Origin of the sequence: Streptomyces sp. SP17BM10 (assembly GCF_036322405.1) — a bacterium.
Classification (GTDB): Bacteria; Actinomycetota; Actinomycetes; order Streptomycetales; family Streptomycetaceae; genus Kitasatospora.
The window spans coordinates 436,529-462,671 of record NZ_JAQYXB010000675.1; the positions used below are offsets into that span (position 1 = coordinate 436,529).

The following is a 26,143-nucleotide window of genomic DNA, read 5'->3' on the forward strand; positions in this document are numbered from 1 at the left end:
GTGGAATGGCGGCCCCAGTGGAGGTATGGCCATGCCCGAGACAGAGCTGGATCCATCAGCTTCCCCACTCAAGGCCTTCGGCGCCCAAGTGCGCAGGCTGCGCAAGGCCGCCGGCCTCACGCAGATCGATCTGGGGAGGCTCACGGGACTGAGTGACAGTCAGATCTCGAACCTCGAAAGAGGTACGCGTCATCCCACACTTGACTGGGTACGCGCAACGGACATCGCCCTCCGGGCCGGTGACACTCTTGAACTTACGTATTGGAGCCTCAAGGGAACGGCTCTTCTACCCGGTTACCAGGAGTACGTGGCCAAAGAACGGGACGCCCGCGTCATCCGACTCTTCGAACTGGGCATCGTGCCTGGCCTGCTACAGACTCCCGAGTACGCAAAGGCGCTGGAAGATGCATCGGTTGCACGCGGCAGCGTCACCGCCGAGCAAGGGGCCGAGCGACTCAGGCTCCTGCTCGACAGACAGGCGAAGATCGGTCGCCAGCCGGCTCCTCTCGTCCATGTGATCCTGGACGAGAGCTGCCTCCACACCCAGGTGGGTGGCATCGATGTGCTGTCCCACCAGCTCGATCGCATAGAGGAGCTGGCCTCCCGCCCCAACTACGTGGTTCAGGTCGCACCATTCAGCATGGGCGCCCTCCGCCCGTTCATGCGATCGGTATCGCTCCTGGAACTCGGCGATGGCTCGCTGCTCGGGTACACCGAGACGCATCAACGCGGTTACCTGGAGAACGACCGGCCGACCGCGAGCGCTTGGGCAAGGGAATACGATTTGTTCCAGGTTGAATCGCTGCCACAAGCGGCGTCGCTCATGACCATCAGCAAGGCACGAAGGGGACTGTTCAACATGAAGGTTGACCTGACCGGCGCCCCATGGCGCAAGAGCAGCTACAGCGGCAACGGGGGCCAGTGCATCGAGGTGGCCGACGGATACGCCGGCGTCATGCCTGTCCGCGATTCCAAGGACCCGCAGGGCCCCGCGCTTGTCTTCCCGGCCGAGGCCTGGCGGTCGTTCGTGTCCGCCGTCCAGGCAGGCGAGTTCGGCGACGTCTGACCCTCCCTCAACCTCCCCGGGCCGCCCCGCTCTTCCCGAGCGGGGCGGCTTTCTGTCGTGGTCGCAACTCATTCCCCCTGCGCGTGATACACCTGTATCATCGGAGGCCTCGGCCAGGTTGCCGAGCTTCTTCTTCCGAGCCATGCATCCAACTCATGCCTCCGACCCGGAAGGTCTCGTCCCATGCCACGACCGTCCGCACTGCTCCTCGGTGCGCTCCTCACAGCACTCGCCCTCCCGGCCACACCGGCCTCAGCCTCGTCGCCGGCACCCGTCGCCGCCACCGACGCCGGCCTCCTCCGCGGCGCCGACCACGGTGGCTACCGCACGTTCCAGGGCATCCCCTACGCCGCCCCGCCCACCGGCGACCTTCGCTGGCGTGACCCCCAGCCCGCCACCCCCTGGTCCGGTGTGCGCGACGCGACCGCGCCCGGCAACCGGTGCCCCCAAGGCACCACCGGTGACGAGGACTGCCTCTACCTCAACGTCACCGCCCCGCAGAACGCGCAACGACGCCCCGTCGTCGTCTGGCTCCACGGCGGCAGCTTCACCGGTGGTGCCGGCAGTGACTACGACCCCCACCGCATGGCCGTCGACGGCAACGCCGTCGTCGTGACCGTCAACTACCGCCTCGGCATCTACGGCTACTTCGGCTACCCCGGCCTCGCCGGCTCCGGCGACTTCGGGCTCGCCGACCAGCAGGCCGCCCTGCGCTGGGTGCGTCGCAACGCAGCGGCGTTCGGAGGGGACCCCGGGAACGTCACCCTGGCCGGGCAGTCGGCGGGCGGGATGAGCGTCTGCTCGCAGCTCACCTCGCCTTCCGCCGCCGGACTGTTCGACAAGGCGATCATCCAGAGCGGGTCCTGCCTCATCGACTACCCGAAGGCCCTCTTCTGGCCGACCATGCCCGCCGGTTCGCCCTGGACGAGCCGGGCCGCCGTCGAATCCGCCGGCAGCGCGCTCGGCACCGCCCTCGGCTGCACCGACATCGACTGCCTGCGGCACAAGCCCGCCGCCCAACTCGTCGATCACCTAGGCCAGTTCGCCAAGCCCGCGTTCGATACTCCGCTCCTCCCCGCCGAACCGGCCAAGGCTCTGCGGGAGGGCCGGTTCCAGCGCGTCCCCGTCCTCCAGGGCGGCACGCGCGACGAGCACCGCGGGTTCGCCGCCGTCCTCAACCTCGGGCACCCGATGACCGAACAGGGCTACCACGACCTGCTCGTGCAGAGCTTCGGCGACCAGGCCGACGCCGTCGCCGAGCGGTACCCGGCGAGCGACCACCCCTCCCCCGCCGTCGCGTGGGCCACCGTCGCCACCGACCGGATCTGGTCCTGCCCGACGCTCGCCGGCGATCGCCTCCTCGCACGCCACACCCCCGTGTACGCCTACGAGTTCGCCGACCGGACCGCCCCCGTGTCGCCCGGCCTCCCGCCCGGATTCCCGTACGGCGCCTACCACGCCTCGGAGTTGCCGTACCTCTTCGACGTCGCCGGCCTGCCGGCCACGCTCGACGCCGACCAACAGCGGCTCGCCGAGCGCATGGTCCGCGACTGGACCCGCTTCGCCACCACCGGCCACCCGTGGCAGCGGTTCGACGACAGCGAGGCGCACACCTACACCACGGACGACGGACCTCGGACCGTCGACCTGGACGACGAGCACAACTGCGACCTCTGGCTCCAGGAGTCCTGAGGCCGAACAGGGGGTGCCGGAACCCGGCGCCCCCCAACTCCGTTCAGTCGAGCGACGCGTGGGACGGCACCACGACGCCGTAGAGGTCCGCGATCGTCGCGAGCGCGCCGTCGTGGATCCGCGCGGCGGACAGCTCGCCTCCGACCGACGGCAGGGCCCGCGTCGCGCACGCGTCCGCGACGACCGTCGGCCGGTTGCCGCGCAGGAAGGCGCCGGCCGCCGTGAAGGCCACGCACATGTGCGTCATGAAGCCGGCCACCACGACGTCCTTGGTCCCGGCCGCGTCCACGCGCTCGCCGAGGTCGGTGCCGACGAACCCGTCCGGGACCTGCTTGACCACGACGGCCTCGCCCTCCACCGGGGCCACCGCCGGGTGGATCCGCCCGATTTCGGCCCGGATGTCGTACGGGGTGCCCTCGCCGCCGTCGTTGACGACGTGGATCACCGTCGCCCCGGCCTCGCGGGCCCGGGCGAGCAGCGCGGCGGCGGCGTCCAGCGCGGGTTGCCAGCCGTCGAGCTCCATGACGCCGCGCGTGTAGGTGTTCTGGTAGTCGACCATGATCAGCGTCGCGGCGGCGAGCGAGGCGGGCGTCTCGTCGAGGCCGTTGAGGGCGCGCAGGGTGGTCGTGGACATGGGTGTACCGCCTCGGGTCGATTCTGAAGGGGTCTCGGTCACTGGGGTGACCTGCGACGACAACGCTATGCGGGGCCCCCGAGGTCGGCAATGCCCTCTACCATGCAGAAACCGACATCGCCGAATCCGGGAGACGCCGTGCCGCGCGCCGAACGACTCATCGTCATCGTCCTGTTCGAGGGCGTCGACCTGCTCGACGTCACCGGACCGCCCGAGGTGTTCTCGCTCGTGCGGCGCGAGACGGACGACGCCACCGGCTACCGGGTGGTCCTCGCCGCCGAGACGGCGGAGCCGGTCACCACCGCCGCCGGGGTGCGCGTCCTGCCCGACCTCACCTTCGACGAGGCGGCCGGGCGCGCCGTCGACACCCTCCTCGTGCCCGGCGCGGTCGAGGTCGACGGCGAGCGGCGGGTCAGCGCCGTCACCGATCCGGCCGTCGTCGCCCGCGTGAAGGAGCTCGCCGCCCGCGCCCGGCGGATCGCCTCCGTCTGCGTGGGCGCGCACATCCTGGCCGCGGCCGGGCTGCTGGACGGCCGGCGGGCCACCACGCACTGGTCGACCGCACGCCAACTCGCCACCGAGTACCCGGAGATCGAGGTCGACGCGGACCCGATCTTCATCCGCGAGGGCGACGTCTGGACCGGCGCCGGCATCAGCGCCTGCCTGGACCTGTCGCTCGCGCTCGTCGCCGACGACTTCGGCGAGGAGCTGGCACTGCGCGTCGCGCGGCAGCTCGTGATGTACCTCAAGCGGCCCAGTGGGCAGAGCCAGTTCAGCGTGCCGCTGGAACCCGTCTCGACGACCCGGCGGATCGAGGACCTGCGCCACCACATCACCGGGAACCTCACCGCGCCGCTCACCGTGGCCGACCTCGCCGCCCATGCCCACGTCGGGGAGCGGCAGTTGACCCGGATCTTCAAGACCGAGCTCGGCACGACCCCGAGCGCCTACGTCGAGTCGGCGCGCGTCGAGCGGGCCCGCAACCGGTTGGAGACCACCGACGAGACGCTCGAACGGATCGCGTCCACCTGCGGGTTCGGCACGACGGACACGCTCGTGCGGGCGTTCCGGCGCCGGCTGGACACGACGCCGACGGAGTACCGGCGCCGCTTCCGGACGGCCCGGAGGTCATGAGGACGGTCCGGAGGCAAAAGGACGGACGCCCGCGGTCCAGGAGACCGCGGACGTCCGGCTGTTACAGGCAGTGACAGTACGTCAGCCGCGCGAACCGCGGCGACGGGCGATCACCAGCGCGCCGCCACCGACGGCGAGCAGCGCGGCGCCACCGGCACCGTAGGCGATCATCTGACCGCTGTTGCCACCCGTGCTGGCCAGGACCGGCGCGGGCTTGGTGGAGACCGGCTTGGCGGACGGCTTGCCGACCGGGCCGGTGGTGTCGGCGCTGTCGGTCGGCGCGGAGGGCGCCGGCGCGGCCGGGGAGGCCGACGGGGTGCCGGTGGTGGCCGGGGCCGACGGCTTGGGGCTGGTCGACGGCGAGGCGGTGGCCGTCGCGGTGGCGGTGGCCGTGGGCGTCGCCGTCGTGGTGGGCGTCCCGGTCGGGTGCGGGGTCGCGGTGGCCGTGGGCGAGGCCGAGGAGCTCGGCGTGCCGGTGGGCGTCCCGGTCGGGGTGCCGGTCGGGGTCGGGGTCGGCGTGCAGGCCTTGCCGCCGTTCCAGGCCGTGATCAGGTCGTTCGGGAAGACCCCGTTGGGGTACTTCGGCAGCGGGTTGGCGACCCCGTCGAACTTCTGGTCGTTGTTGTACAGGTCGATCTGGCCGAAGCACTTCGGCAGGTGGGCGCTGACGTCCAGGGTCGCCTGGCGGTGGCCCTTGTTGAGCGTGGTGGTCGCCCAGCCGAGGAAGGTCTGCTTGCCCGAGGTGGCCCAGGTGGGGCCCTCGGTCTCGTACGAGGCCAGCGAGACCTCGTAGTCGCAGCCCTCGGTGATGTCGCCGACGAGGCGGACCTGGACGCTGCCGTGGGGCTGCTTCATCCGGCCCTCGTCGTTCCAGGTCTTGCCGCCGTCCACCGAGTACAGCACGTTGACGTCGCCGCAGGCGTACTCGCCCTGGGCGTGCGCGGTGCCGGCGGTGAGCAGCGGGGCGCCGACGGCTATGCCGAGGGCGGCGAGGGCGGCCGGAAGGCTCCGGCGCAGGGGTTGGTGCACGAGGAAACTCCCTAGGTTCGGTGCACGGTACGGGTGGGGTCACCGCTCCCCCGGTGGCGGCCCTCACGGACCGTCACCGGAACTGAGCAGACGTGAGGCCGTGACCGTACCGGATGGCCCGGGAGCTCCCGCAGGCAGGGTCCGGGCCGGGGTGCGGACCCCGGTCCGGGGCCGTCAGGAGGCCTGTGCCCGGTACTCCGGGTCGTGGGCGAGCTCGGCGAGGAGGGCGTCCAGCTTGGCCCGGTCGACCGAGGGCATCACGAAGACGTGCACGTAGCTGCGGCGGGTGGACTCGTCGCCGGGGACCATCACGACGTCCTGGGAGGACAGCGACCACTTCGCCACCAGCTCGGCGCTCGGCCGGCGGAAGCGCACGGTGACGGCGCCCGGGGTGCGGGCCGTCCAGAGGTCGACGCCGAGGGCCGCGTCCAGGGCGCGCAGGCGGCGCTCCAGGTAGCCGGCGAGCTCCTGGGCGCGGCGGATGCGGTCCACCTGGTCCTGGTAGGAGTGGCGGGAGAGGTGGTCCCAGAGGATCAGCGGCGAGAAGCCGTTGCGGGAGCCGGCGAAGGTGGTGTCCGGCGCGCCTATGTAGTCGGGCTGGGACGGCGGGCAGATCTGGTACTTGACCTTCGTCATGTAGATGCCGCAGGGCCAGGGCGCGCCGGGCCACTTGTGGCCGCTCATGGCGATCGAGGAGACCATGTCGACGTCGCCGTGCTCGGCGGTGGGCAGGGTCAGGCCGAAGTCGAACTCGGGCAGCTCGACCTCGGGCGTCCAGCCGTACGCCTGGTCGCTCGAGGCCAGCCGCATGAAGGGGGCGTAGCCCGCGCCGAGGGCGCCGTCCACGTGGATCCAGAAGCCGCGGCGCACGTCGACCAGGGGCTCGCCGGTGGCCGGGTCGGTGCCGTAGACGACCTCGCGCTGCACCAGGCCGTGGCGCTCGAAGATCGGCAGCAGGCGCTCGCAGACGGCGCGGACGTCGTCGTGCGCGCCCTTGAAGGTGCTGCCGAGGTTCAGGTTGACGAAGACCGGGTGGCCCTTCGCCGCGAAGAATTCGACCAGGACGGCGAGCGCGTCGACGTCGATCTCGCCGGTGCCGTCCCAGGGGAGGCCGGACGGGCCCGGCCGGGAGGGCACCTCGGTGGGCCACTCGCGGCGCCCGGTGACCGGGTCGACCAGCGGGCACTCGTCCGCGTACTTCTCCAGGCCGACGGCGTGGAACGTCTCGACGCCGAGGACGCACACCGCCTTCGCGAAGGAGTAGTGGGTGTCCTCGGAGTAGAACGCCACCGGGCGGTGGGCGTTGGGGTTGTGCCGGTCGGGCGCGGCGCTGACGTAGCGCAGCGCGTCGAACGGGGCCGCCGGTGGCTGGATCAGCGCCTTGCCGCTCAGGTAGTCGCGGGCGTTCCAGAGCGCGTACATGTTGCCCTCGGTCGAGCCCATGGACAGCATGTAGCCCCAGTACGACTCGGGGTCGGCCGGGTCGTGCGGGCGCTTCGCGTTCCACAGCCGCGCGTAGTAGTCGAGCACGGCACGCTCGACGACCTTGGTGTTGGGCTTGTAGCCGCCGCTCTGGAACGGGTCGCCGAGGTTGTTGATGTTGTTCGGCATGAACCGGGCCAGGTCCAGCGCGGTGCCCTGCATGTCCTGGGTGGCCTGGTAACCGACCAGGTGCCTGCGCTTGCGGGACAGGTACTCGTCGACCGTGTCGAGCGCGTGCTGGCGCCGCGCCTCGTCCAGGCCGTCCGCGGGGAGCGCGAACTCGGCGACGTCCAGCTCCGGGCCGGGGTCGACGGCGGTGCCGGCGGTGAACGTGGCGGTCGCGGACGCGGACGGGCTCATGCGGGGGCGCTCCGGGGATCGCGGGACGGGAGGTGCGGGCGGCGTCGCCCGCGGGCCCAAGGATGGAACTTCCCGGCGCCTTTGAGAAGCTCCTCCGCAGGAAATTCGGTCGGATGTAGATCATGTTTGCGATTCTTCGGGAACGGCTGCGATCCTGGCGGGCATGCCGAACAATCCGCAGGCCGCCCGGACCCCGGTGGACGACGTGGACCGGGCGATCATCCGCGCCCTGGCCGACAACGCCCGCATCCCGAACAACGCCCTGGCCCAGGCGGTGGGCATCGCCCCCTCCACCTGCCTGGCCCGGGTCCGGGCGCTTCAGGAGCGCGGCATCATCCGCGCCTTCCGCGCCGAGGTCGACCCGGCGGCGATCGGGCTGCCGCTCCAGGCGATGATCTCGGTGCGGCTGCGCGCCCACACCCGGGAGCAGAACGAGAGCTTCCGCACCACCGCGCCCGACCTGCCGGGCGTCCTGGCCGTGTTCCACATGGCCGGCTCCGACGACTACCTGCTCCACGTCGGCGTGGCCGGCCCGGAGGCGCTGCGGGACTTCGTCGTCGACCACCTGACCACGCACCCGGCGGTGGCCCAGACCAGGACCAACCTGATCTTCGAGCAGATACCCGGCCGCCGGTACCTCGCTCCCCCGCGCTGACCCGGGACGGTCCGGGCCCGGATCGTCAGTGGTGGCCGTCCCCGACCTCGCCGACGGCACCGCCGCCGAGGCGGTGACGGCCAGGGGGGACCTCCGCGGTCCACCTGCTCGCCGCCCTCGAACGGCATCAGGAGGTCGGTCCCGCCGATCGCATGGGCCCACGGACGTAAACCCGTGGGCCCATGCGCGGGCGGCTGATCAACCGGTGGGCCGATGCCGACGGGGGCTCGGTGGTGGCACCGTTCCCCCGTGCCCGCGGACCGGCCGTGTCGGCACGGCTGACGAACAGTCACCACGGGGAGGAATCGTGACCACCACGCAGTTCACCGGACGGGCCGGCCTGACGCGCCGCCACATGCTCGGCGCCACGCTGGCCGCCGGAGCCGTCGTCCCGCTCGTCGCCGTCGCCGGGCCCGCATGGGCGGCTCCGGCCCCGACCGCCCCGCTGCCCCCCACCGACGGCGCCCCGGTCCGGCTCGCGCTGCCCGAGCCCACCGGACCGCACCCGGTGGGCCAGGTGCGGCTGCACCTGGCCGACCGGTCGCGCCCGGACGCGATCGCGGGCCCGGGGAGGTTCCGCGAGCTGATGGCCACCGTCTGGTACCCGGCACGGGACGTCGAGCGGTACCCGGTGGCACCGTGGATGCCGGCCGGTGCGCTGAAGGCGTTCCTCGACGACGTCGGGGTCCCCCTGGATCCCGCACTGGCGCCGCTCACCTCGGGGCACGTGGGCGCTCCGGTCCGGCGGACGGGCCGGCGGCTGCCCGTCGTCGTGTACTCGCACGGCGCGCACAGTCACCAGGGCGACCACACGATCATGGTCCAGGAGCTCGCGAGCCACGGGTACGCGGTGATCACGGTCGCGCACGCCTACGACTCGTTCACGGAGTTCCCCGACGGCCGGATCGCCACCCCCGGCGGCGGCCCCGACGCGCCCACGTACCCGGGCGACTTCGCCGCCGACCTGCGCTTCCTCCTCGACTGCGCCGAGCAGCTCGCCGCGGGCTGCAACCCCGACGTCGACGGGCGCGAGCTTCCGAAGGGCCTGCTCGGCTCCCTCGACCCACAGCGCATGGGCGCGTTCGGCTGGTCGAAGGGCGGCACGGCCACCGCCTGCGCCACGCTCGCCGACCCGCGTATCCGGGCCGGGCTGAGCCTCGACGGGCCGATGCAGATGCGACCGGCGCTGAGCGGCGACCTGGACCGGCCGTTCATGATGATGACCGCCGCCTTCACCCGGGCCACCGACCCCACCGCCGAGCAGTTCTGGCAGCACCTGCGCGGCTGGCGGCTCGACATCCAGGCCCAGGGCGCCGTCCACGGCTCCTACGGCGACGGCCAGGCGCTGTACCCGCAGGTGGCGAAGCTCCTCGGCTGGAGCCCGCAGCAGCTCCAGGGCGCGATCGGCACCCTCGATCCGGCGGAGGCCGTGCGGATCCAGCAGGCATACCCGCTCGCGTTCTTCGACGAGCGCCTGCGCCACCGCCGCGGCCACCTGCTCGACGGCCCGTCGCCGGCCTTCCCCGATGTGACGTTCCTCTCCTGAAGACCCGTCGACGACGGCGGTCCGCAGCTCCCCACCGGGCGGCGCGGGCCGCCGTCGGCGTTCAGGCGTGGCCGAAACCCGTTCCTTGATGAGGTCCTGACATGGCATAGGGTTAACTTAAGGTAATTTTACGGGGCCAAACCGGTGAATTTCCCCGGACCTTCGTGAAGGACTCGCGCATGCACCACCACCGTCCCACCGCCTCCCTCCGCCGCACCGCCGCCTCGGCGCTCGCGCTCACCGCCGCGCTCGGCGTCCTCACCGCGACCCCTGCCGTCGCCGAATCCGCTTCCGCGCCCAGCCCCGCTCCGGCCACCCCGTACCTCGACGCCGTCGAGGCGACCCTGCGTCAGGTCTCGCCCGGCCTCGACGGATCCGTCTGGCAGCGCACCGCGGGCAACCGCCTCGACGCCCCGGCCGACGATCCGGGCGCCTGGCTGCTCCAGACCCCGGGGTGCTGGGGCGACCCCTCCTGCGCCGACCGGCCCGGCACCCGCCGCCTGCTCGACACGATGCGCGAGAACATCTCCCGCGCCACCCGCACCGTCGACATGTCCACCCTCGCGCCCTTCCCGGACGGCGCGTTCCAGGACGCGATCGCGGCCGGCCTCAAGGCCTCCGTCGCCGCCGGGAACCGGCCGCACGTGCGGGTCCTGGCCGGCGCCGCGCCGCTGCTCAACATCGGCGCCCTCCCGTCGAAGTACCGGGACGACCTGGTGGCCAGGCTCGGTGACGCCGCGTCGGCGGTGACGCTCGAAGTCGCCTCGATGACCACGTCGAAGACGGCCTTCTCCTGGAACCACTCCAAGCTGCTCGTCGTCGACGGGCGGACCGTCATCACCGGCGGCATCAACAACTGGAAGAAGGACTACCTCGACACCGCCCACCCGGTCTCCGACGTCGACCTCGCGCTGAACGGCCCGGCCGCCGCCTCCGCCGGCGCCTACCTCGACACGCTGTGGGACTGGACCTGCCGCAACACCGGCACGTTCTCCGCCGCGTGGTTCGCCTCCACCGGCGGCACCCCCTGCACCCCCGACCTGGAACAGCGGCTCAACCCGGCCGCCCGGGACGCGCCCGCGACCGGCGACGTCCCGGTGATCGCCGTCGGCGGCCTCGGCGTCGGCATCCGCGCCTCCGACCCGACCTCGGCGTACCGGCCGCAGGACCTCCCGAACCCGGCCGACGTCAAGTGCGGCCCGATCGGTCTGCACGACAACACCAACGGCGACCGCGACTACGAGACGGTCAACCCCGAGGAGAACGCCCTGCGGGCGCTCGTCGGCGCCGCCGGCAGCCACATAGAGATCTCCCAGCAGGACGTCAACGGCACCTGCCCGCCCATGCCCCACTACGACGCCCGCCTCTACGACCTGCTCGCCTCCAAACTGGCCGACGGCGTCAAGGTGCGCATCGTCGTCAGCGACCCGGCCAACCGCGGCACGGTGGGCAGCGGCGGCTACTCGCAGATCAAGTCGCTGAACGAGATCAGCGACGTCCTCAAGGCCCGCCTGGCCGCCCGCCTCGGCGACCAGGGCCGGGCCCGCACCGCCATGTGCCGCAACCTCCAGCTCGCGAGCTTCCGCGCCACCCCGGCCGCGACCTGGGCCGACGGCCACCCGTACGCCCTGCACCACAAGCTGGTCGCGGTCGACGGCTCGGCGTTCTACCTCGGATCCAAGAACCTCTACCCGGCGTGGCTCCAGGACTTCGGGTACGTCGTCGAGGACCGCGCGGCCGCCGGGCAGCTGGACGCGCAGCTCCTGTCGCCGCAGTGGCAGTACTCGCAGGCCGCCGCGACGGTCGACTACGCGCGCGGGATCTGCAACGCCTGACGAGGCGTCGGCTACGTGATCAACCGCATGGGGTGAGGAGTGCCTACGCCTTGCCGGTTTCGGTGCGGCTGATGCGGTTTCCGGTGACGGTGAATCGTCTGGCGGTCCGCCTGGCTCCGGTCGGCCCACTCGGCGAGGTCACGGTCGGCGCCGTCGAGCGGATGATCACCCGATCAGCCCACGCTTTCCGGAGCGACTCCTGCCACCCCTTCACGGCGACAGCAGTCGGTGCCCCAGTCCCGTCCGGCTGTGCCGCACGGCCCGGCCGCTGCGGACGGTGGTGACCAGCCCGGCCCTGCGCAGCGCGCGGGCGTGCTCGGAGGCGGAGGCGAGGCTGATGCCGAGTTCCGCGGCGAGCTGGCTGGTGGTCGGCTCGCGGTCGGCCAGGCGCAGGACGGCCGCGCGGGTGCGGCCCAGCAGGGCGGCGATCGGGTCGTCCTGCGCCTCCCGACCGTCCTGCGCCCGGCCGTGCGGCGCGGGCCCGGCGAGCAGCGGCAGCGGGGTGACGGCCGGGTAGACGAGCAGCGTGCCCAGCGGGTACGGGCCGGCCAGCGGGCCGCCGGTCCACTGCGCGGAGGGCATCAGCACCAGGCCGGCGCCGCCCGGCCGGACGTCGACCTCGCGCTCGGCGGGGATCTCCAGGACGCTGCCGCGCCACCGGCTGCCCGGGTGGAGGCCGGCGAGCATCCCGCGCAGGCCGTGCTCGCGCTGGACCCGGGCGCGCCACGCGAGGTCGGTGTCGAAACCGGTCCGCAGGCGCGGCCAGGCGGTGCCGACGAGGTCCGGGTAGGCAGCTCGCACGGCGCGTTCCAGGTACCGCCAGGCGTCGCGGTCCTGGTCGGCGAGCCGGCGCAGCAGGGTGGTGGCGGGCAGCCCGCCCTTGGTGGTGACGCGGGTCAGCTCGCGGTGCACGAGCGTGGTGGTCGAGCCGCGGACGGCCTCCAGGCCTTGGTCGAGGTCGTCGCTCGGTGGGTCGAGGAAGAGCGGGCCGGCGCCGTCGGGCGGCACCAGTTGCCGCAGCGGGGCGACGGCGGCCCGGGTGCGGGGCGTGCTCAGCGAGCGGCGCCACCGGGCGAACCCCGGTCCGCCGTCGTGGCGTTGGAGCATCGCGACGGCGAGGCCGAGCTCCACGAGCGGCGCCGGTCCGTCGGCGAAGCGGACGCCGAGCAGGTCCTCGGCGGTGAAGTGGATGCGCAGCACCGTGCTCCTCCCCCTGCGGGGCCGCGGCCCGCGGCGTTTCGGCCCCAGCCGAAAGCATCGCGGGTGGCGCGTCCGCCGTTCGACGATAGCCACCGCGCCCCCCGCGGGGGAGGGGGCGCGCACCCTCTCTCGTCCGTGACACGCCAGGAGGCCCGCCATGTCCCTGCCCGCCAGGTCACTGCCCGCCCCATCCCTGCGCCGGGCCGCCCGGCCGTTCGCCGTCGTTACCGCACTGACCGCCGCGCTGCTCGCCGTGGCCCCGACCGCCCAGGCCCGCACGGGCGGTGGCGACGGCTGGCAGCCGTACACGAGCGGCGACGAGGACTTCCCGGCCGGCGCGCTCTGCCCGTTCCACCTGCACATCGGGGTGCTGGTGGAGGGCGAGGAGACCAAGGTCGCCGCCCGCTACCCCGACGGCTCGCCCGCGAAGGTGCTGTGGCGCGGCCCGCTGGTGCTGCGCTACACCGACGTGGACAGCGGGCGCAGCGTGGACCGCGACCAGAGCGGCAAGGCCACCGAGTACAAGCTGCCCGACCACAGCGTCCTGTGGCTGATCCCGAAGGACTCCCACATCTCCGCGAGGGTGCGGGCCGGGAACCCGTACCACGCGCCCGGCGACTTCCTGTTCAGCGGCGGCGTGACGCTGCTGGTCCACCCGGACGGGCAGCCGCAGGTGCTGGTGCAGCACCAGGTGGAGAACCTCTGCGAGACGCTCGCATAGTGCTCGACGCGGCTGCTACATCCCCGGATTCTCGACGATTCCCCTGGCACTCCTGGTCATGTCGGGGTCAGGCCCGCGGAGCGAGGCCGTCGAGGAGGACGCGGACCGTCTCCGTCGCGAACTCCTCCGTCGTCGGCGGGAGGAGCACACCGGGCGGGGCCTCGTCGGCGTAGAAGACCTCCAGGAACGCCCGGTGGAAGCACGCGCCGATCAGGAGCAGCGCCGCCGCGTGCGGGTCGAGGGCGGCCGGGACGCGGCCGAGGCGCTGTTCGGCGGCCAGGTACTCGGCGAGGTGGACGCCGACCTGGTGCGGGCCGGCGTCGCCGAGCTTGCCGCGGTGGGCGGCGAGCAGTTCGGGGCTGGCGAGCAGCGAGCCGGCCATCGGGAACGACCGGCGGTAGAACGGGACGGCGACCCGGACCAGCGCCTCCAGGTGCTCGCGGACCGCGCCCTCGCCGGCGCGGCCCGGCAGCTCGGCGACGGCGTCGGCGAGGCGGGGGGCGCGTTCGCGCAGGACGCGGACGAAGATCTCCTCCTTGTCCCGGAAGTGCTTGTACAGCGCCGCCTCCGAGCAGCCCGCCTCGCGCGCGATCTGCTTCGTCGTGGTGCGGGTGAGGCCCACGGTGGCGAGCAGCCGGGCGGCGGCGTCGAGCACCCGGGCGCGGGTGAGCGCGCCTCCGGTCAGGGGTTCGGCGCCCTCGGGCGCGTTCTGCTGCACTCCCTCGTCCGTCATGGGCCCCAGCCTACCTTGACAGGTGGGTGAGCACTCACCCACCATCGGTAGAGAACGTAAGTGAGCACTCACCCACCCCTGGGAGGGGTCATGAAACTCACCGTCCTCGGCGCCACCGGAGGCATCGGGCGCCACGTCGTCCGCCTGGCCCTGGCCGACGGGCACCGCGTCACCGCCGCCGTCCGCGACCCGTCGCGCCTGCCGCTGCGGCACGAGCGGCTCACCGTCGTCACGGCGGACGCCCTCGACGCCGCCTCGCTGGAGCCGGTCGTCAAGGGCGCCGACGCCGTCATCTCCGGCATCGGCCAGGCCGGCCGCACCGACCCGCTCAAGCCCGCCTCCACCTCCGCCCGCGCGGCGGTCGCGGCCATGACGGCCACCGGGGTCCGGCGGCTGCTCGTCGTGAGCGCCGGCCCGCTCAACCACGGCGGCGCAGGGCAGCCCGTCCTCGCGTCCAAGGTCTTCACGCCGCTGCTGTGGGCGCTGCTCCGCGACCTCTACACCGACCTGGAGACGATGGAGCGCGTACTGCGCGAGAGCGACCTCGATTGGACGTCCGTCCGTCCACCGCGCCTGACCGACGCGCGCGGGCGCGGCCGCACCCGGCGCGACGTCGAGTCCGGTCCGGCCGCGACCAGCGTCGCCCGGGAGGACGTCGCCCGCGCGATGATCGACATGGTGACGGCGGAGGAGACCTTCCGGCACGCCGTCGGGGTCGGCGGCTGACGCTTGTGGCAGGAGACCGGGGCACTCCGGAGGTGCCCGTGCCCACCACGCGCCCCGGCACTCGCCGTCGGCTGCGTCGAGACACGTCGGGACGGGCAGGAGGCCGTCGCCCGCGTCCACCGCGCCGTCGCCGCCGACCTCCCGGGCGGCCTCACCAGGTGATGCCCGCCGCGACCGGCAGGTGGTCGCTGCCGGTGTCCGGCAGGACCCGGGAGCTCGTCGCCGTCACCCCACGGACCAGGATCTGGTCGATCCGCACCACCGGGAAGGACGCCGGGTAGCTGAAGCCGAAGCCGGCCCCGGCCGTGTCCTGGGCCGAGCGCATCCGTGCCGTGAGGCCGGCGAACGCGCGGTCGTCCAGGCTGCCGTTCAGGTCGCCGAGCAGCAGCGTCCGTTCGCTCCCGTCGGCGGCGACGGCCCGGCCGAGCGCCTGCACGCCGATGTCGCGCGAGGCCGTCCAGAAGCCCGACGAGGGGAGGACCCGGACGGACCCCAGGTGTGCCACGTACACGGTCAGCGGCCCTCGGGCGGTGGCCACCGTGGTGCGCAGCGCCCGGTTCTCGGGCGCCTTGCCGTCCGCCGGCCGGGTGTCCGCCAGCGGCCCGTAGTCCATGACGTCGATCGGCTGGGCGTCGCCCAGCGGCAGCCTGCTCCAGAGGCCGACGGTGCCCCTGACAACGTGGTACGGGTACGCCGCCACGAGCCCCTTCTCGTACGCGCCCGCGGACTGCGGGGTCAGCTCCACCAGGGCCAGCAGGTCCGCGCCGGAGGCCGCCAGGCGGCGTGCGGTGCCGTCCGGGTCGGGGTTGTCGGCGTCCACGTTCTGCTCGGCCACGGTGAGGTCGCCGCCCGGGCCGGACTTGTCGGCGAGCACTCCGCCGAAGAGGGTGAGCCACGCCGTGACCGGCAGGAACAGCGCCACCACGGCGGCGGCGGAGCGGCGCCACAGCGCCGCGGCCAGCAGTGGCAGGACGGCCAGGCCGAGCCACGGCAGGAGGTTCTCCACCAGGCTGCCGAGGTGCCAGCCGGCGTTCGGGATCTCCGCGTGCAACACCATGACCAGGCCCAGCAGCAGCGCCAGCACCGTCAGGATCGGGCCGCGCCGCCACGGCTCCGGCCGGCCGGCGGTGCGAAGCGCCCGCTGCGCCACCGTGCGCCGGGTGCTCGGCTCCTCCGTTCCCGCGTGCTCACCGGCGGTCGTCGTCACGTCCTGCTCGAGGTTCATTGCGCCAGTCAACGGGAAGCGGCGTTGCCCGGACGTATGGGATTTCCGATACGCGGACGATATGCGCCGGCTCGTAGCATCGGGGGATGCGCGTGCTGATCGTCGAGGACGAGCCCTACCTGGCCGAGGCCATCCGCGACGGCCTGCGGTTGGAGGCGATCGCGGCCGACATCGCGGGCGACGGCGACACCGCGCTGGAACTGCTCGACGTCAACGCCTACGACATCGCCGTCCTCGACCGCGACGTCCCCGGGCCCTCCGGCGACGAGATCGCCCGGCGCATCGTCGCCTCCGGCAGCGGCATGCCGATCCTCATGCTCACCGCGGCCGACCGGCTCGACGACAAGGCCTCCGGGTTCGAGCTCGGCGCCGACGACTACCTCACCAAGCCCTTCGAGCTCCGGGAGCTCGCCCTCAGGCTCCGGGCCCTGGACCGCAGGCGCGGTCGCAACCGGCCCCCGGTGCTGGAGATCGCGGGCCTGCGGGTGGACCCGTTCCGGCGCGAGGTCTACCGGGACGGCCGCTTCGTCGCGCTGACCAGGAAGCAGTTCGCCGTGCTCGAGGTCCTCGTCGCCGCGGAGGGCGGCGCGGTCAGCACCGAGGAACTGCTGGAACGCGCCTGGGACGAGCACACCGACCCGTTCACCAACGCCGTGCGCATCACCGTCTCGGCCCTGCGCAAGCGCCTCGGCGAACCCGGGATCATCGCCACCGTGCCGGGCGTCGGCTACCGCATCGACGCGGCACCGGCCGGGAGCGGTGGGGGTGGGAGTGAATAGGGCGCCCGGACCGAGCGTCCGCCTGAAGCTCGCCCTCAGCTACGCCGGGTTCCTGATGGTCGCCGCGGTCCTGCTGCTCGCCGCGGTCTGGCTGTTCCTGCTGCGCTACGTCCCCGACCGGGCGTTCCTCATCGCCGGCGCCACCGACACCCCGACCAAGGGGGTGTTCCCCGTCCGGTCGAACCTCCTGCACGTCTTCGCCCCGAGAGCGGCCCTGGTCCTGGCGTTCCTGCTGGTGTTCGGCCTGGTCGGCGGCTGGCTCCTGGCCGGCCGGGTGCTCGCCCCGCTGACCCGCATCACCGAGGCCACCCGCCTGGCCTCGACCGGATCCCTCGCGCACCGGATCGGGCTGCCGGGCCGCGCGGACGAGTTCCGGGAGCTCGCCGACGCCTTCGACACGATGCTCGCCCGGCTCGAAACCCACGTCGACGAACAGCGGCGGTTCGCCGCCAACGCCTCCCACGAGCTACGCACCCCGCTGGCCACCTCCAAGGCCCTCCTCGACGTCGCCCGCACCGACCCCGACCCGGACATCGCCGGAATCATCGACCGCCTCCACGTCGTCAACACCCGCGCCATCGAGCTCACCGAGGCCCTGCTCCTGCTCAGCCGGGCCGACCAGCGCTCCTTCACCCGGGAACACGTCGACCTGTCCCTCCTCGCGGAGGAGACGACCGAGACCCTCCTTCCGCTCGCCGAACAGCACGGCGTCACCCTGGAGACCTCCGGCACCGCCGCCCCCACCAGCGGATCGCCGGCCCTGCTGCTGCAACTGACCGTGAACCTCGTACACAACGCGATCGTCCACAACCTGCCCGAGGGGGGAACGGTACGAATCGACACCCGAGGCGGCGCCGGGGTCGTGCTGCTCACCGTCGACAACACCGGCGGACACCTCCCCCCGGAGCTGGTCGCGACACTCACCGAACCCTTCCAACGCGGGACCGCCCGCATCCGCACCGACCACGCGGGCGTCGGCCTCGGCCTGGCCATCGTCCGCTCCATCACCCGCGCCCACGACGGGACGCTCACCCTGAGCCCGCGCGCCGGGGGCGGGCTGCGCGTCACGGTGGAGCTGCCGGCGGCGGCGCCCTGAGCGTGCGCCGGGCGCGCCGACGACGCGCGCCGGGCGGCTGAGGGGCCGGTCGAGCCCGCCCTGTCGGAGTCCCGCTCGAAACGGCGAAGGAGGGAGAACCGGGCCGACGGACACCCTCGCACCGAAGCCCGCCGCAGGCGCGGCCGACAGCGGGCTTCGCATCGGCCGGGCTCTGGGCGGGGGCGGCGCGTGGTTCACCGAGTGGCGTTCAGCGGCACAGGGTGCGCAGGGCGGTGAGGCACTCCGCGGCCCGGCGCTGCGGGTCGGTGTCGGTGCCGGCCCAGGCGATCCGGGCGTCCGGCCGGATGAGGACGGCGGTGACGTCCCGCCAGATCGGCTGCGCCGCAGCGGTGTTGACGGTGGCGGTCCGCTGCTCCAGGCCCTCCGCGGGGCACGGTGTCCGCGTCCCGTCGAGGTCCAGCAGGAGCGGTCGGCCGTGGTGCATCAACGGGTGGGCGGTGGGTGCGTCGGCCGCCTCCAGGGCGAGGCCGGCCAGCCGGGTGCCGGTCAGCGGGTGCGCGCCCGGCACGGTGTCGGCGGGGAGCGGGTCGTCGAAGCCCGCGATCCGGCGGGCCCACCGGCGGTTGGTCTGCGGTTCGGCGAGCGCGGCGGACCAGACCTCGCGCATCGCGATCTGCTCCGGGCTCGCCGCCGCGAACAGGGCGAGCTGCGCACGGGTGTTGTCGATGACGGCGCGGGCGGCCGGCCGGCGCTCCGTGTCGTAGCTGTCGAGCAGTCCGTCGGATGCCCGGCCCTGGAGGGTGGCGGCCAGCTTCCAGCCCAGGTTGGTGGCGTCCTGGATGCCGAGGTTCATGCCCTGCCCGCCGGCCGGGAAGAACATGTGCGCCGCGTCCCCGGCCACCAGCACCCGTCCGGCCCGGTAGCGCGCGGCCTGTCGGGTGGCGTTGCCGTAGCGCGAGAGCCACCGGGGGTTGCGGATGCCGAGGTCCCGTCCCAGGAGTGCCCGGGTCTGCTCGCGCACCTCCTCCAGGGTCAGCGGTTCGCCCGCGCCGAGGTGCATGGTGGCCGTGGACAGGCCCGCCAGTCGGTGGACGCCGTCGCCGATCGGGGCCACCAGGAACGAACCGGCCGGCCCGGTGGCGCCGAGCGGCGCGGCGGGCGGATCGTCGAGTTCGACGTCGGCGAGCCAGCCGGTCAAGGTGGTGTCCTGACCGGGGAATTCGATGCCGGCCGCCCGGCGCACCGCGCTGCGGGTGCCGTCGCAGCCCACGACCCAGCGGGCCCGCTCCGTCCTGTGGGTGGCGCCGGCCCGGATCACCACCTCGACCGCGTCCGGCCCCTGACTGAGCGAGACCACCTCCTGTCCGCGCAGGACCCGGGCGCCCACGGCGACCGCGTGCTCCTCCAGGAGCCGTTCGGTGACGGACTGGCCGAGCGCGAGCATGAAGGGGTGCACGGCCCCGACCGTGGAGAAGTCCAGCCGGGTGGTCGCCGCGCCGAAGTGGCCGGTCGGCACCGGCGTGCCGCGTTCGACGAACCGCTGCGCGAGGCCGCGGGTGGCGAAGGTGTCCAGCGTGCCGGCCTGCATGCCGACCGCGCGCGACCGTCCGTCCGGTGCCGCCCGGCGTTCCACGACGGTCACCTCGACCCCGTGCAGGCGCAACTCCGCGGCGAGCCAGAGCCCCACCGGGCCGGCCCCGGCGATGAGCACGTCGAGCATGACAACCACTTCCTCTCACATTCGGCACGATGCCTCGGGACGACGCACCATGACGGCCGCGCGCCGACCCGCGGCGGCGGGGACGGCGCGCGGCGTCGTGGCATCGGGCGGGTGGTGTCGCTCAGCGGGCGCTGCCGAGGTTCCGGTCCGCGTCGGCGCCTTCGAGCATGAGGGTGGTCTCCTCGATGCGGCGGAAGCGGCCGTCGGGGGCGAACTCGGCGAAGAGGTAGACCTCCATGCGGACGGTGGAACCGTCGGTCTTGACGACGGTCATGGTGTGGCGGTCGGCGTAGCGGTCGCCGGAGAAGAGTTCGTCGTGCACCTCGACGGAGCCGCCGGCGACGACCGTGCGCAGGTGGGCGATGTGGGCGAGGAACTCGGTGCGGTCCGCCCAGTCGCCGTCGGTGCGCTGGCGGTAGTCGGGGGCGAAGTGCCGGTCGGCGGCCTCGTCGAGGTCGAGGCCCGGGGTGAGGAGCAGGTCGGTGAGGGCGGCGCGGGCGTCGGTGCGGGTGCTGGCGGTGGTCATGAGGGTCCCCTCGGGGTTCACGTTTCGGCAGAAAGTGCGTGCGTCGAGCACGCATATGTACCGTACTACAGATTGCGTGCGCCGCGCACGCTAATCCGGCCCCCGCACTCCCCGGCCGGCCGCCCACGCGCCCGTCGACATCCGGCCGCCCCCGGCTGCCCGAGCGGCCTTGTTCCCTCGCTCCGGCGCACTCTGCCGGCTGCGCCGTCGTCCTTTCGGGGCCGCCGGCGCGGGTGCCGGGGCCGATGCCGGGGTGGGTGACTCAGGGTGCAGGGGGTGAGGAGCCGGGGGCGGCGCCGGCTGCGGGGGTGTGGCACGTGCTGCAGGTGTGCCAGCGCGGCGGGTGGCCCGGGTCCCGGTGGGGGGAGAGGATCATGTCGGAGGTGTCCAGGCCGCAGAGGGTGAGGGGCCCGCAGGCTCCGGAGGGTTCGGCGGGCGCGATGTGTATGCGGCGTACCGGGTTGTCGGGTTGTGCCGGGGTGTGATCGGGCTCGAGGACCCGGACGTTGGTCGGGGTGTCCAGTTCCAGTACGGCGACGGTGTCCATGTGACCACCGTGGCCGCGGGTCCGGAGGGCCGCATCCGCACGGTGGCATCCGGACCAGCCCCGGGGTGACGGCGGCTCGAGACTCGTACCCGGCCGCGCTTCGGCTCCGGGCGCGGCACCGGCCACTTCGGCCGTGCCTTCCGCGCGGCCTGTGGCGCGGCCCCGAGAGAGTGGCAGGTGGGCGACAGTCAAGAGCAGGCACCGGGGTGGTCATCCAAAGGGATGATGCTGCTGATTCGCATGGATGATGGCCGGTCAGAACGTGCATCGGCGGGCGGATTCGGGGGTCCCGGCTGCGAACCTAATCTCAACGGCATGAACCGATACCGCCGCACCGCGGCCGTCGCCGCCCTCGTCCTCGCTCTTCCGCTCCCGCTGGCCGGGGCCGTTGCGGCCTCGCCCGCCCAGCCCGCCGCGTCAGCCTCCGCGTCCGTTGCCGTCCATCCTGAACTTCCCCGCCCCACCGGGACGTTCGCGGCCGGCGAGGAGGTGCTGCACCTGACCGACCCGAACCGCACCGATCCGTGGGTGCCCTCGGCCGGACCACGGCAACTGACGGTGTCGATGTTCTACCCGGCCCGGCCCGGCACCGGGGAGGCCGCTCCGTACATGACCCTCGGCGAGGCGCAGAACTTCCTGGCCACGCGGGTGCCGCCGGGTACCGCTCTCCGGGCGCAGGACCTCGTCGAGACCGGGACGTACGCCTACAGCGGCGCGAAGGCCGTGGGCGGGAAGCACCCGCTGGTGGTCCTCTCCCCCGGCTTCGAGAACCCCCGCGCCACGCTGACCGGCCTGGCGGCCGACCTCGCCAGCCGCGGGTACGTCGTGGCGCTGGTCGGCCACACCTACGAGGACTCCGGCGAGACGCTCGCCGACGGGAGCACGCCCGGGTGCGCGCTGTGCGACAGCGGGGCGCCGGACTCGCTCCCGGACAGCCGGGCGAAGGACGTCTCGTTCGTCCTGGACCGGCTCACCGGGCAGCACCCGGCCTGGCGGCTGGCGCACCTGATCGACCGCGACCGCGTCGGCATGGCCGGCCACTCCATCGGCGGCGCCTCGACGCTGAACGCGATGGCCGCGGACCGGCGGATCCTGGCCGGGGTGAACATGGACGGATCGTTCTTCCCGCCCGTCCCGGCCGACGACCTCCAGGGACGCGCCTTCCTCCTCCTCGGCAAGCAGAGCGACCACTGCGCCGGCAGCGGCGACCCGTCGTGGGGGCAGACCTGGGCGGCCTGGGACGGCTACAAGCCGTGGCTGGCCGTCGCCGGTGCCTCGCACGCCAGCTTCACGGACGTCCCGATCCTCGCCACCGCGGCCGGCCTGCCGCTCCCGCCCGGCATGACCACCCCGCCCGAGCGCGGCATGCAGCTGACGCGGGAGTACGTCGGCGCCTTCTTCGACCAGACCCTCAAGGGCGTGCACCAGCCCCTGCTGGACGGCCCGTCGGCGGATCACCCGGAGGTGGCCTTCCAGCAGCCGTGACCCGGCTCGGTGGCCGCAGGCCCGCGCGGCGGGGGCCTGCGGCTCAGCCGCCCCAGGAGGTCGTGGTCCGCGCACCCGTCGAGCCGGTGGAGGTGCTCGGACGGGACGGCGCCGCGGGCTGCGGGACGTCCGAGCCGGCCGTCGAGGTGGTCGTGCGGGCGCCCGGGCCCGCCGTGGTGGCGGCCGGTCCGCCGGCCGTGGTGGTCCGCACGGCGGGCGTCGGGGTCGACGTCGCCGTCGAGGTGCGGCGTGAGGAGGGCAGGCCGGGCGTGGTGGCCGGGGTGCGGCCGCCCGGCTCGACCCGCTCGATCCGCAGCACGAGGTTGCGGTCCTGGCGGTCGCCGCCCCGGTCGCGGTTGCGGCTGTGCACCTGCTGCGTCTGCACGCCCCGGATCTCCTGCCAACGGCCCTGGACGGCCCGGATGTTGGGGCTCCACTCGCCCTCGTGGCAGTGCTCCAGGTCCAGCTGCCAGCTCGCGGCGTCGACCACGTGGACGGCGCCGACGGCGGCCGGGATCTCGACCGGCGCGGCGCCCCGGACGGTCACCACCGCCCGCTGCGGCCACGGCCCCTCCACCGCCGTCACCGTGATCCGGCTCGGCCCCTGGTACCAGGCCATGCTTGTCCCTCCCGCGTCCGTCCTCGCGCCGGTCGCCGACCGGCCTCAGCAGATACCACGGGCGGCGGGCCCTCCGGGGTTCGACCGGGTTCCACTGGCTTCGACCGGGCTCGAGCGGGTTCGAGCGGGCTCGACCGGCCCGGGGTCACTCGTCCACCGGCACCTCACGGACCCGGACGTCGCCGCGGACGACGAACCCCGAGGGCGCACCGTCGCCGGGCAGATGGAGCCGCAGGAGGCGGGGCGACGCCGGCTCCTGCACGTCGACCAGCGCAGCGATCCCCGGGTCGGCATCCGCCTCCCGGATCGCCAGGGCCCGGTCGCGGGTGGTGAACCGCCTGGCGGGTGAGGGCCGTTTAGCTGGGCGGGGCACCGATCGGACGGGTCCCGACGATCGATCAGGGAGGCGGACGCCGATGGCCGAGGTGGAGCCTCACCGGACACCGGGCCAGGCCGGGCCCGCGCACCGGCCGACGCCCGCTCCCCAGGGGGCTCGATGAGTGCGCCGCAGGGTGGGCCGGCTCTGCGGCGTCGGTTCGGGCGCCGTGGGGCCTCGACTGCTCCGCCGCCCGCGCCGGCGGCCCGCCGGGGGCCGGCGCGGTCGATCCTGCGGCCGTTCGGGCCGCACTACGTCATCGCCCCGCATGAGGTGGGCGATGACGAACTGGCGGCGGCGATGGGCGGCCTGCGGCCGGTGCCGGACGCCCTCGTCGTCGTGGCGGCGGCGGCCGACGCCGCGCCCGTGCTGCGGGAGCAGATGGCCGAGATCGGGCTGATCGCCCGGACGCGGGGCGCCGCCAGGCTGATCCTCGCGGCCTCCGGTCTCGCCGCGCTCGGCCCGGGTGGGCGACGACCCGCCGAGGTGGTGGCGGAAGGGGCCGGGTTGCCGGTCGTCGCCCCGGACGGTCTGGTGTCCATCCAGTCCGACGGCACCCTCAAGGTGACCGCGCCCGACGGCTCCACCGAGTCCGCCGCGTGGTGGAGCTGCCCGCCGGGCGGCCGTCCGACGCGCCTGCGGGACACGGTCGGGTCGGCGACCGCGGACGAGCCCGTGCCGACGGCGCCGCCGCGGTCGGAGCCCGCGACGTGGCCGGCCCCGGTCGGTCCGGCGTGGGGCGCCGCCGGAACGGCCTCGTGGCCGCCGCCCGCCGTCCCCACCCGCACGGTCGCCACCGCGGGCCCGACCGCGCTGCCCGCCTCGGTCGTCGTCCAGCGCCTCGCCACGGGCTTCTGGCTCAGCCACGTCACGGCCCGCCCCGAGGCCGGGATGCCGTTCCTGCGGCAGCTCGCGACACCGCCCGGAACGACGCCGCTGCTCGTCGGCACGCCCGCCCGACCCGTCCTGGCCCCCGAGGAGTTCGCGGAGGCCGCACTGTCCCTGCCGACCGGCGCGGACCAGTTCGTCGTGAGCGCGCCCTGGGCCGACCCGGGGGCGCTCGCCGCCCTGTCCGGCACGCTCGCCGAGCGGCTCGGCCGACCCGTGCACGCCGCCGTCGGCCTCCCCGTCGGGGGCGACGGCGCGTTCACCACCCGGATGCTCGACCACCGCGGCGCCACCACCTGGGAGCCGTACCTGATCCGGCTGACCTCCGGCGGCCGCCACGACACCGTCAGCACCGCCTGGCGCAACGGCGGGGCAGGGTGGGACACCGTCGGCCCCGGACTGTTCCGCGCCTTCCCGTTCTGGTGCCTGGAGGCCGTCCCGGCCGGACTCTGGCTGCGCCCCGAGCCGCCGTACGCGTGGGCGCCGCGCTTCCTGCGCCCCGACCCGGCCCGCCCGCTGCTCGTCGTGGGCGAGCAGGCCCGGCTGATCCCCCACGACACGTGGGAGCAACTGTCCGCCCTGCTGGACCAGTTGCCCGGCGACGGCGCGCGGGGTTTCGGGCTGCTGCTGCACGGCCTGGTCGACGCGGCGTCCGAGAGCAGCGCCCGGTTCTTCGCGCGGATGCACGGCCTGGTGTGGCTCAACCCGCCCGGCCGGGCGCAGACCGGCCTCCCGGCCCCGGCCGTCTCGACGACGTACGCGGTGGGCGGCAGCCTCGGCATGCCGAGCGCGCCGAGCGCGCCCGAGCGGCTGGCCCTGCCGGGGCTCCGGAACGAGGGGTTCGTGACGGGGCGGGTCACACCCGCCGATCCGGAGCTCGCCCCGCCGGCGGCCCCGCCCGCCGGGCTCGCGACGAGCAGCGGTGCGGCTCCCGCCCTCGCTCCCGCCACCACCACGAGCGCGTCGACGGCGGAGGCGACGGCGAGCGCCACCGCTTCGGCCGGTGCGCCCGTCGTCGAGCGCCCGGCCGAGCGGCCCACCACCTCCGTCGAACCGGCCACGGTGACCGAGCCGCCCGTCGCCCCGGGGCCGGGGCCGGAACCGGCGCCAGCACCAGAACGGGAGCAGGAGCCGAAGCCCGAGCGACCCAAGGAGCCCGAGGCCCTCGAGGCCTCCGCCCAGCCCCTCGCCCTCACCGCGCACTACTTCACCCCCGCCGACGTCCCACCCCTCGCCCCCGTCAGCAACGCCGCCGACCGGGACGCCTTCCGCACGTTCCTCGGCGACCACTACCAGCGCGCCGCCGGCCGGGTCGAACCGGCCGTCACCCGCCTGCCGGGCCTGCGGTCCACCGGCCGGGACGACGTCAAGCCCGACCTCGTCGCCGTCCTGCTGCACCACGAGGGAACCGGCGTGCCCGCCGAGCCGGCCGCGCTGGTCGCCGGGGCCCGCTGCGGCGCCCCCGGCGACCTCGCGCCCTACCTCGCCTGCCTGGCGTCGGGCCTGCGCCGGCTGCCGAGCCACCACGGCGCGGTGCTGCTGGGCGCGGACCTCCCGCCGGAGGTGCTGGACGCGTACCCGCCCGGCCTGGTCCTCCTCGAGCCGGCGCCGGTCGCCGGCGTCTCCTCACCGGCGGCCGCCCTCGGCGTGTCGGTGGAGTTCGCCGTCTGGTCGACGACCGGGCGCCGCACGTCCGTGTTCGGCGCCGACGGCGAGGTGCCGCAGGTCGCCTTCTCCCCCGGCAGCGGCTTCGTCGTGGTCGACACCGTCCCCGGCGACGACGCCCGGCCCGCTCGGGTGCTGCTGCGCGAAGCGGGCCCCGCACCCTCGGCCACGGCCGACGCCGAGCGCGACCGAAGCGCCCGGGACCGGCTGCGGGCCTGGCTGGAGCGCCGCGACGACGTCGCCCCGGCGGAACGCCGTACGGTCGCCCGCCCGGAGCGCTTCCACCTGACGCCCGGCCTCACTCTGCCCGAGCACCCCTCCCACCGAACCGACCCCTCCGATCCCTCCGAGGCCTGACCGCCCGCCCCCAGCCCCGGAACGGCCTGCGGCACGCTCCAACAGAACCGCCGTGAGCCGGAGTTCGTTGCGGTGGCCCGCTCACC

General features: G+C 74.2%; 23 protein-coding genes. 12 read left to right on the forward strand and 11 right to left on the reverse strand.

Annotated features, from left to right (window positions below; all coding sequences use genetic code 11):
* The first annotated feature begins 31 nt into the window (after positions 1-31).
* Both PUR71_RS37735 and PUR71_RS37740 read left to right on the forward strand, forming a co-directional pair.
* Entirely contained in the window at positions 32-1,066 is a 1,035-nt protein-coding gene (locus PUR71_RS37735) for a Scr1 family TA system antitoxin-like transcriptional regulator (RefSeq protein WP_329931782.1), read from the forward strand.
* A gap of 183 nt (positions 1,067-1,249) precedes the next feature.
* Entirely contained in the window at positions 1,250-2,758 is a 1,509-nt protein-coding gene (locus PUR71_RS37740) for a carboxylesterase/lipase family protein (protein ID WP_329931783.1), read from the forward strand.
* Positions 2,759-2,801: 43 nt separating this feature from the next.
* Here the strand turns inward: PUR71_RS37740 and PUR71_RS37745 are convergent, their stop codons facing one another.
* Positions 2,802-3,392, reverse strand: a complete 591-nt coding sequence (locus PUR71_RS37745; RefSeq protein WP_329931784.1) for an isochorismatase family protein — start codon at positions 3,390-3,392, stop codon at positions 2,802-2,804.
* 102 nt (positions 3,393-3,494) lie between these two features.
* Here PUR71_RS37745 and PUR71_RS37750 point away from each other — a divergent pair, with 102 nt between their 5' ends.
* The gene (locus tag PUR71_RS37750) at positions 3,495-4,526 is read left to right on the forward strand and encodes a GlxA family transcriptional regulator (protein WP_443077710.1); all 1,032 of its coding nucleotides are present in this window, start codon (positions 3,495-3,497) and stop codon (positions 4,524-4,526) included.
* A gap of 81 nt (positions 4,527-4,607) precedes the next feature.
* On the opposite strand, the gene PUR71_RS37755 is transcribed toward PUR71_RS37750, so the two are convergent.
* The gene (locus PUR71_RS37755) at positions 4,608-5,555 is read right to left on the reverse strand and encodes a hypothetical protein (RefSeq protein WP_329931786.1); all 948 of its coding nucleotides are present in this window, start codon (positions 5,553-5,555) and stop codon (positions 4,608-4,610) included.
* A 174-nt stretch (positions 5,556-5,729) separates the two neighbouring features.
* Positions 5,730-7,397 (reverse strand): histidine decarboxylase, encoded by a 1,668-nt coding sequence (locus PUR71_RS37760; RefSeq protein ID WP_329931787.1) that lies wholly within the window; start codon positions 7,395-7,397, stop codon positions 5,730-5,732.
* A gap of 163 nt (positions 7,398-7,560) precedes the next feature.
* On the opposite strand from PUR71_RS37760, the gene PUR71_RS37765 reads away from it, so the two are divergent.
* From PUR71_RS37765 to PUR71_RS37775, 3 genes are all read left to right on the forward strand, one after another.
* Entirely contained in the window at positions 7,561-8,052 is a 492-nt protein-coding gene (locus PUR71_RS37765; protein ID WP_329931788.1) for an Lrp/AsnC family transcriptional regulator, read from the forward strand.
* Between the two features lie 307 nt (positions 8,053-8,359).
* On the forward strand, positions 8,360-9,598 hold the full coding sequence (locus PUR71_RS37770) for an alpha/beta hydrolase family protein (protein WP_329931789.1): 1,239 nt from the start codon (positions 8,360-8,362) through the stop codon (positions 9,596-9,598).
* 179 nt (positions 9,599-9,777) lie between these two features.
* Positions 9,778-11,433 carry a phospholipase gene (locus tag PUR71_RS37775; protein WP_329931790.1) on the forward strand — a complete coding sequence of 552 codons (1,656 nt, stop codon included), beginning with the start codon at positions 9,778-9,780 and terminating at the stop codon, positions 11,431-11,433.
* Positions 11,434-11,643: 210 nt separating this feature from the next.
* Here PUR71_RS37775 and PUR71_RS37780 read toward each other — a convergent pair whose 3' ends face one another.
* Positions 11,644-12,633 (reverse strand): ArsR/SmtB family transcription factor, encoded by a 990-nt coding sequence (locus tag PUR71_RS37780; protein ID WP_329931791.1) that lies wholly within the window; start codon positions 12,631-12,633, stop codon positions 11,644-11,646.
* 157 nt (positions 12,634-12,790) lie between these two features.
* Between PUR71_RS37780 and PUR71_RS37785 the strand changes: the two genes are divergently transcribed.
* Positions 12,791-13,354: a hypothetical protein gene (locus tag PUR71_RS37785; RefSeq protein ID WP_329931792.1), complete on the forward strand. Its 564-nt coding sequence runs from the start codon at positions 12,791-12,793 to the stop codon at positions 13,352-13,354.
* Positions 13,355-13,421: 67 nt separating this feature from the next.
* Here the strand turns inward: PUR71_RS37785 and PUR71_RS37790 are convergent, their stop codons facing one another.
* Positions 13,422-14,087, reverse strand: a complete 666-nt coding sequence (locus PUR71_RS37790; RefSeq protein ID WP_329931793.1) for a TetR/AcrR family transcriptional regulator — start codon at positions 14,085-14,087, stop codon at positions 13,422-13,424.
* Positions 14,088-14,177: 90 nt separating this feature from the next.
* Between PUR71_RS37790 and PUR71_RS37795 the strand changes: the two genes are divergently transcribed.
* Positions 14,178-14,813, forward strand: coding sequence for an NAD(P)-dependent oxidoreductase (locus tag PUR71_RS37795; RefSeq protein WP_329931794.1), 636 nt, complete (start codon positions 14,178-14,180; stop codon positions 14,811-14,813).
* Between the two features lie 151 nt (positions 14,814-14,964).
* On the opposite strand, the gene PUR71_RS37800 is transcribed toward PUR71_RS37795, so the two are convergent.
* The gene (locus tag PUR71_RS37800; protein WP_329931795.1) at positions 14,965-16,038 is read right to left on the reverse strand and encodes an endonuclease/exonuclease/phosphatase family protein; all 1,074 of its coding nucleotides are present in this window, start codon (positions 16,036-16,038) and stop codon (positions 14,965-14,967) included.
* Between the two features lie 86 nt (positions 16,039-16,124).
* Between PUR71_RS37800 and PUR71_RS37805 the strand changes: the two genes are divergently transcribed.
* Together PUR71_RS37805 and PUR71_RS37810 are read left to right on the forward strand one after the other, a co-directional pair.
* Complete coding sequence (locus PUR71_RS37805; protein WP_329931796.1) at positions 16,125-16,817, forward strand: response regulator transcription factor; 693 nt, start codon at positions 16,125-16,127, stop codon at positions 16,815-16,817.
* Positions 16,810-17,913 (forward strand): sensor histidine kinase, encoded by a 1,104-nt coding sequence (locus tag PUR71_RS37810; protein WP_329931826.1) that lies wholly within the window; start codon positions 16,810-16,812, stop codon positions 17,911-17,913. The genes PUR71_RS37805 and PUR71_RS37810 overlap by 8 nt, the downstream gene beginning before the upstream one ends.
* Positions 17,914-18,121: 208 nt before the next feature.
* Here PUR71_RS37810 and PUR71_RS37815 read toward each other — a convergent pair whose 3' ends face one another.
* From PUR71_RS37815 to PUR71_RS37825, 3 genes are all read right to left on the reverse strand, one after another.
* Positions 18,122-19,594: an FAD-dependent monooxygenase gene (locus PUR71_RS37815; RefSeq protein WP_329931797.1), complete on the reverse strand. Its 1,473-nt coding sequence runs from the start codon at positions 19,592-19,594 to the stop codon at positions 18,122-18,124.
* 121 nt (positions 19,595-19,715) lie between these two features.
* Complete coding sequence (locus PUR71_RS37820; RefSeq protein WP_329931798.1) at positions 19,716-20,120, reverse strand: nuclear transport factor 2 family protein; 405 nt, start codon at positions 20,118-20,120, stop codon at positions 19,716-19,718.
* A 262-nt stretch (positions 20,121-20,382) separates the two neighbouring features.
* Complete coding sequence (locus PUR71_RS37825) at positions 20,383-20,667, reverse strand: hypothetical protein (RefSeq protein ID WP_329931799.1); 285 nt, start codon at positions 20,665-20,667, stop codon at positions 20,383-20,385.
* Between the two features lie 315 nt (positions 20,668-20,982).
* Between PUR71_RS37825 and PUR71_RS37830 the strand changes: the two genes are divergently transcribed.
* Complete coding sequence (locus PUR71_RS37830) at positions 20,983-22,152, forward strand: alpha/beta hydrolase family protein (protein ID WP_329931800.1); 1,170 nt, start codon at positions 20,983-20,985, stop codon at positions 22,150-22,152.
* A 43-nt stretch (positions 22,153-22,195) separates the two neighbouring features.
* Here the strand turns inward: PUR71_RS37830 and PUR71_RS37835 are convergent, their stop codons facing one another.
* Positions 22,196-22,771 (reverse strand): hypothetical protein, encoded by a 576-nt coding sequence (locus PUR71_RS37835; protein WP_329931801.1) that lies wholly within the window; start codon positions 22,769-22,771, stop codon positions 22,196-22,198.
* A gap of 145 nt (positions 22,772-22,916) precedes the next feature.
* Complete coding sequence (locus PUR71_RS37840) at positions 22,917-23,144, reverse strand: hypothetical protein (protein ID WP_329931802.1); 228 nt, start codon at positions 23,142-23,144, stop codon at positions 22,917-22,919.
* Between the two features lie 276 nt (positions 23,145-23,420).
* Here PUR71_RS37840 and PUR71_RS37845 point away from each other — a divergent pair, with 276 nt between their 5' ends.
* A complete protein-coding gene (locus PUR71_RS37845) occupies positions 23,421-26,057 on the forward strand; it encodes a hypothetical protein (protein WP_329931803.1) in 2,637 nt (878 codons plus the stop codon).
* Positions 26,058-26,143 lie beyond the last annotated feature (86 nt).

Bases quoted from the DNA above. Each gene is read 5' to 3' on its own strand.
- PUR71_RS37735 (WP_329931782.1), top strand. From the start codon at position 32: ATGCCCGAGACAGAGCTGGATCCATCAGCTTCCCCACTCAAGGCCTTC.
- PUR71_RS37740 (WP_329931783.1), top strand. From the start codon at position 1,250: ATGCCACGACCGTCCGCACTGCTCCTCGGTGCGCTCCTCACAGCACTC.
- PUR71_RS37745 (WP_329931784.1), bottom strand. From the start codon at position 3,392: ATGTCCACGACCACCCTGCGCGCCCTCAACGGCCTCGACGAGACGCCC.
- PUR71_RS37750 (WP_443077710.1), top strand. From the start codon at position 3,495: ATGCAGAAACCGACATCGCCGAATCCGGGAGACGCCGTGCCGCGCGCC.
- PUR71_RS37760 (WP_329931787.1), bottom strand. From the start codon at position 7,397: ATGAGCCCGTCCGCGTCCGCGACCGCCACGTTCACCGCCGGCACCGCC.
- PUR71_RS37765 (WP_329931788.1), top strand. From the start codon at position 7,561: ATGCCGAACAATCCGCAGGCCGCCCGGACCCCGGTGGACGACGTGGAC.
- PUR71_RS37775 (WP_329931790.1), top strand. From the start codon at position 9,778: ATGCACCACCACCGTCCCACCGCCTCCCTCCGCCGCACCGCCGCCTCG.
- PUR71_RS37785 (WP_329931792.1), top strand. From the start codon at position 12,791: ATGTCCCTGCCCGCCAGGTCACTGCCCGCCCCATCCCTGCGCCGGGCC.
- PUR71_RS37790 (WP_329931793.1), bottom strand. From the start codon at position 14,087: ATGACGGACGAGGGAGTGCAGCAGAACGCGCCCGAGGGCGCCGAACCC.
- PUR71_RS37795 (WP_329931794.1), top strand. From the start codon at position 14,178: ATGAAACTCACCGTCCTCGGCGCCACCGGAGGCATCGGGCGCCACGTC.
- PUR71_RS37800 (WP_329931795.1), bottom strand. From the start codon at position 16,038: ATGAACCTCGAGCAGGACGTGACGACGACCGCCGGTGAGCACGCGGGA.
- PUR71_RS37805 (WP_329931796.1), top strand. From the start codon at position 16,125: ATGCGCGTGCTGATCGTCGAGGACGAGCCCTACCTGGCCGAGGCCATC.
- PUR71_RS37815 (WP_329931797.1), bottom strand. From the start codon at position 19,594: ATGCTCGACGTGCTCATCGCCGGGGCCGGCCCGGTGGGGCTCTGGCTC.
- PUR71_RS37820 (WP_329931798.1), bottom strand. From the start codon at position 20,120: ATGACCACCGCCAGCACCCGCACCGACGCCCGCGCCGCCCTCACCGAC.
- PUR71_RS37825 (WP_329931799.1), bottom strand. From the start codon at position 20,667: ATGGACACCGTCGCCGTACTGGAACTGGACACCCCGACCAACGTCCGG.
- PUR71_RS37830 (WP_329931800.1), top strand. From the start codon at position 20,983: ATGAACCGATACCGCCGCACCGCGGCCGTCGCCGCCCTCGTCCTCGCT.
- PUR71_RS37835 (WP_329931801.1), bottom strand. From the start codon at position 22,771: ATGGCCTGGTACCAGGGGCCGAGCCGGATCACGGTGACGGCGGTGGAG.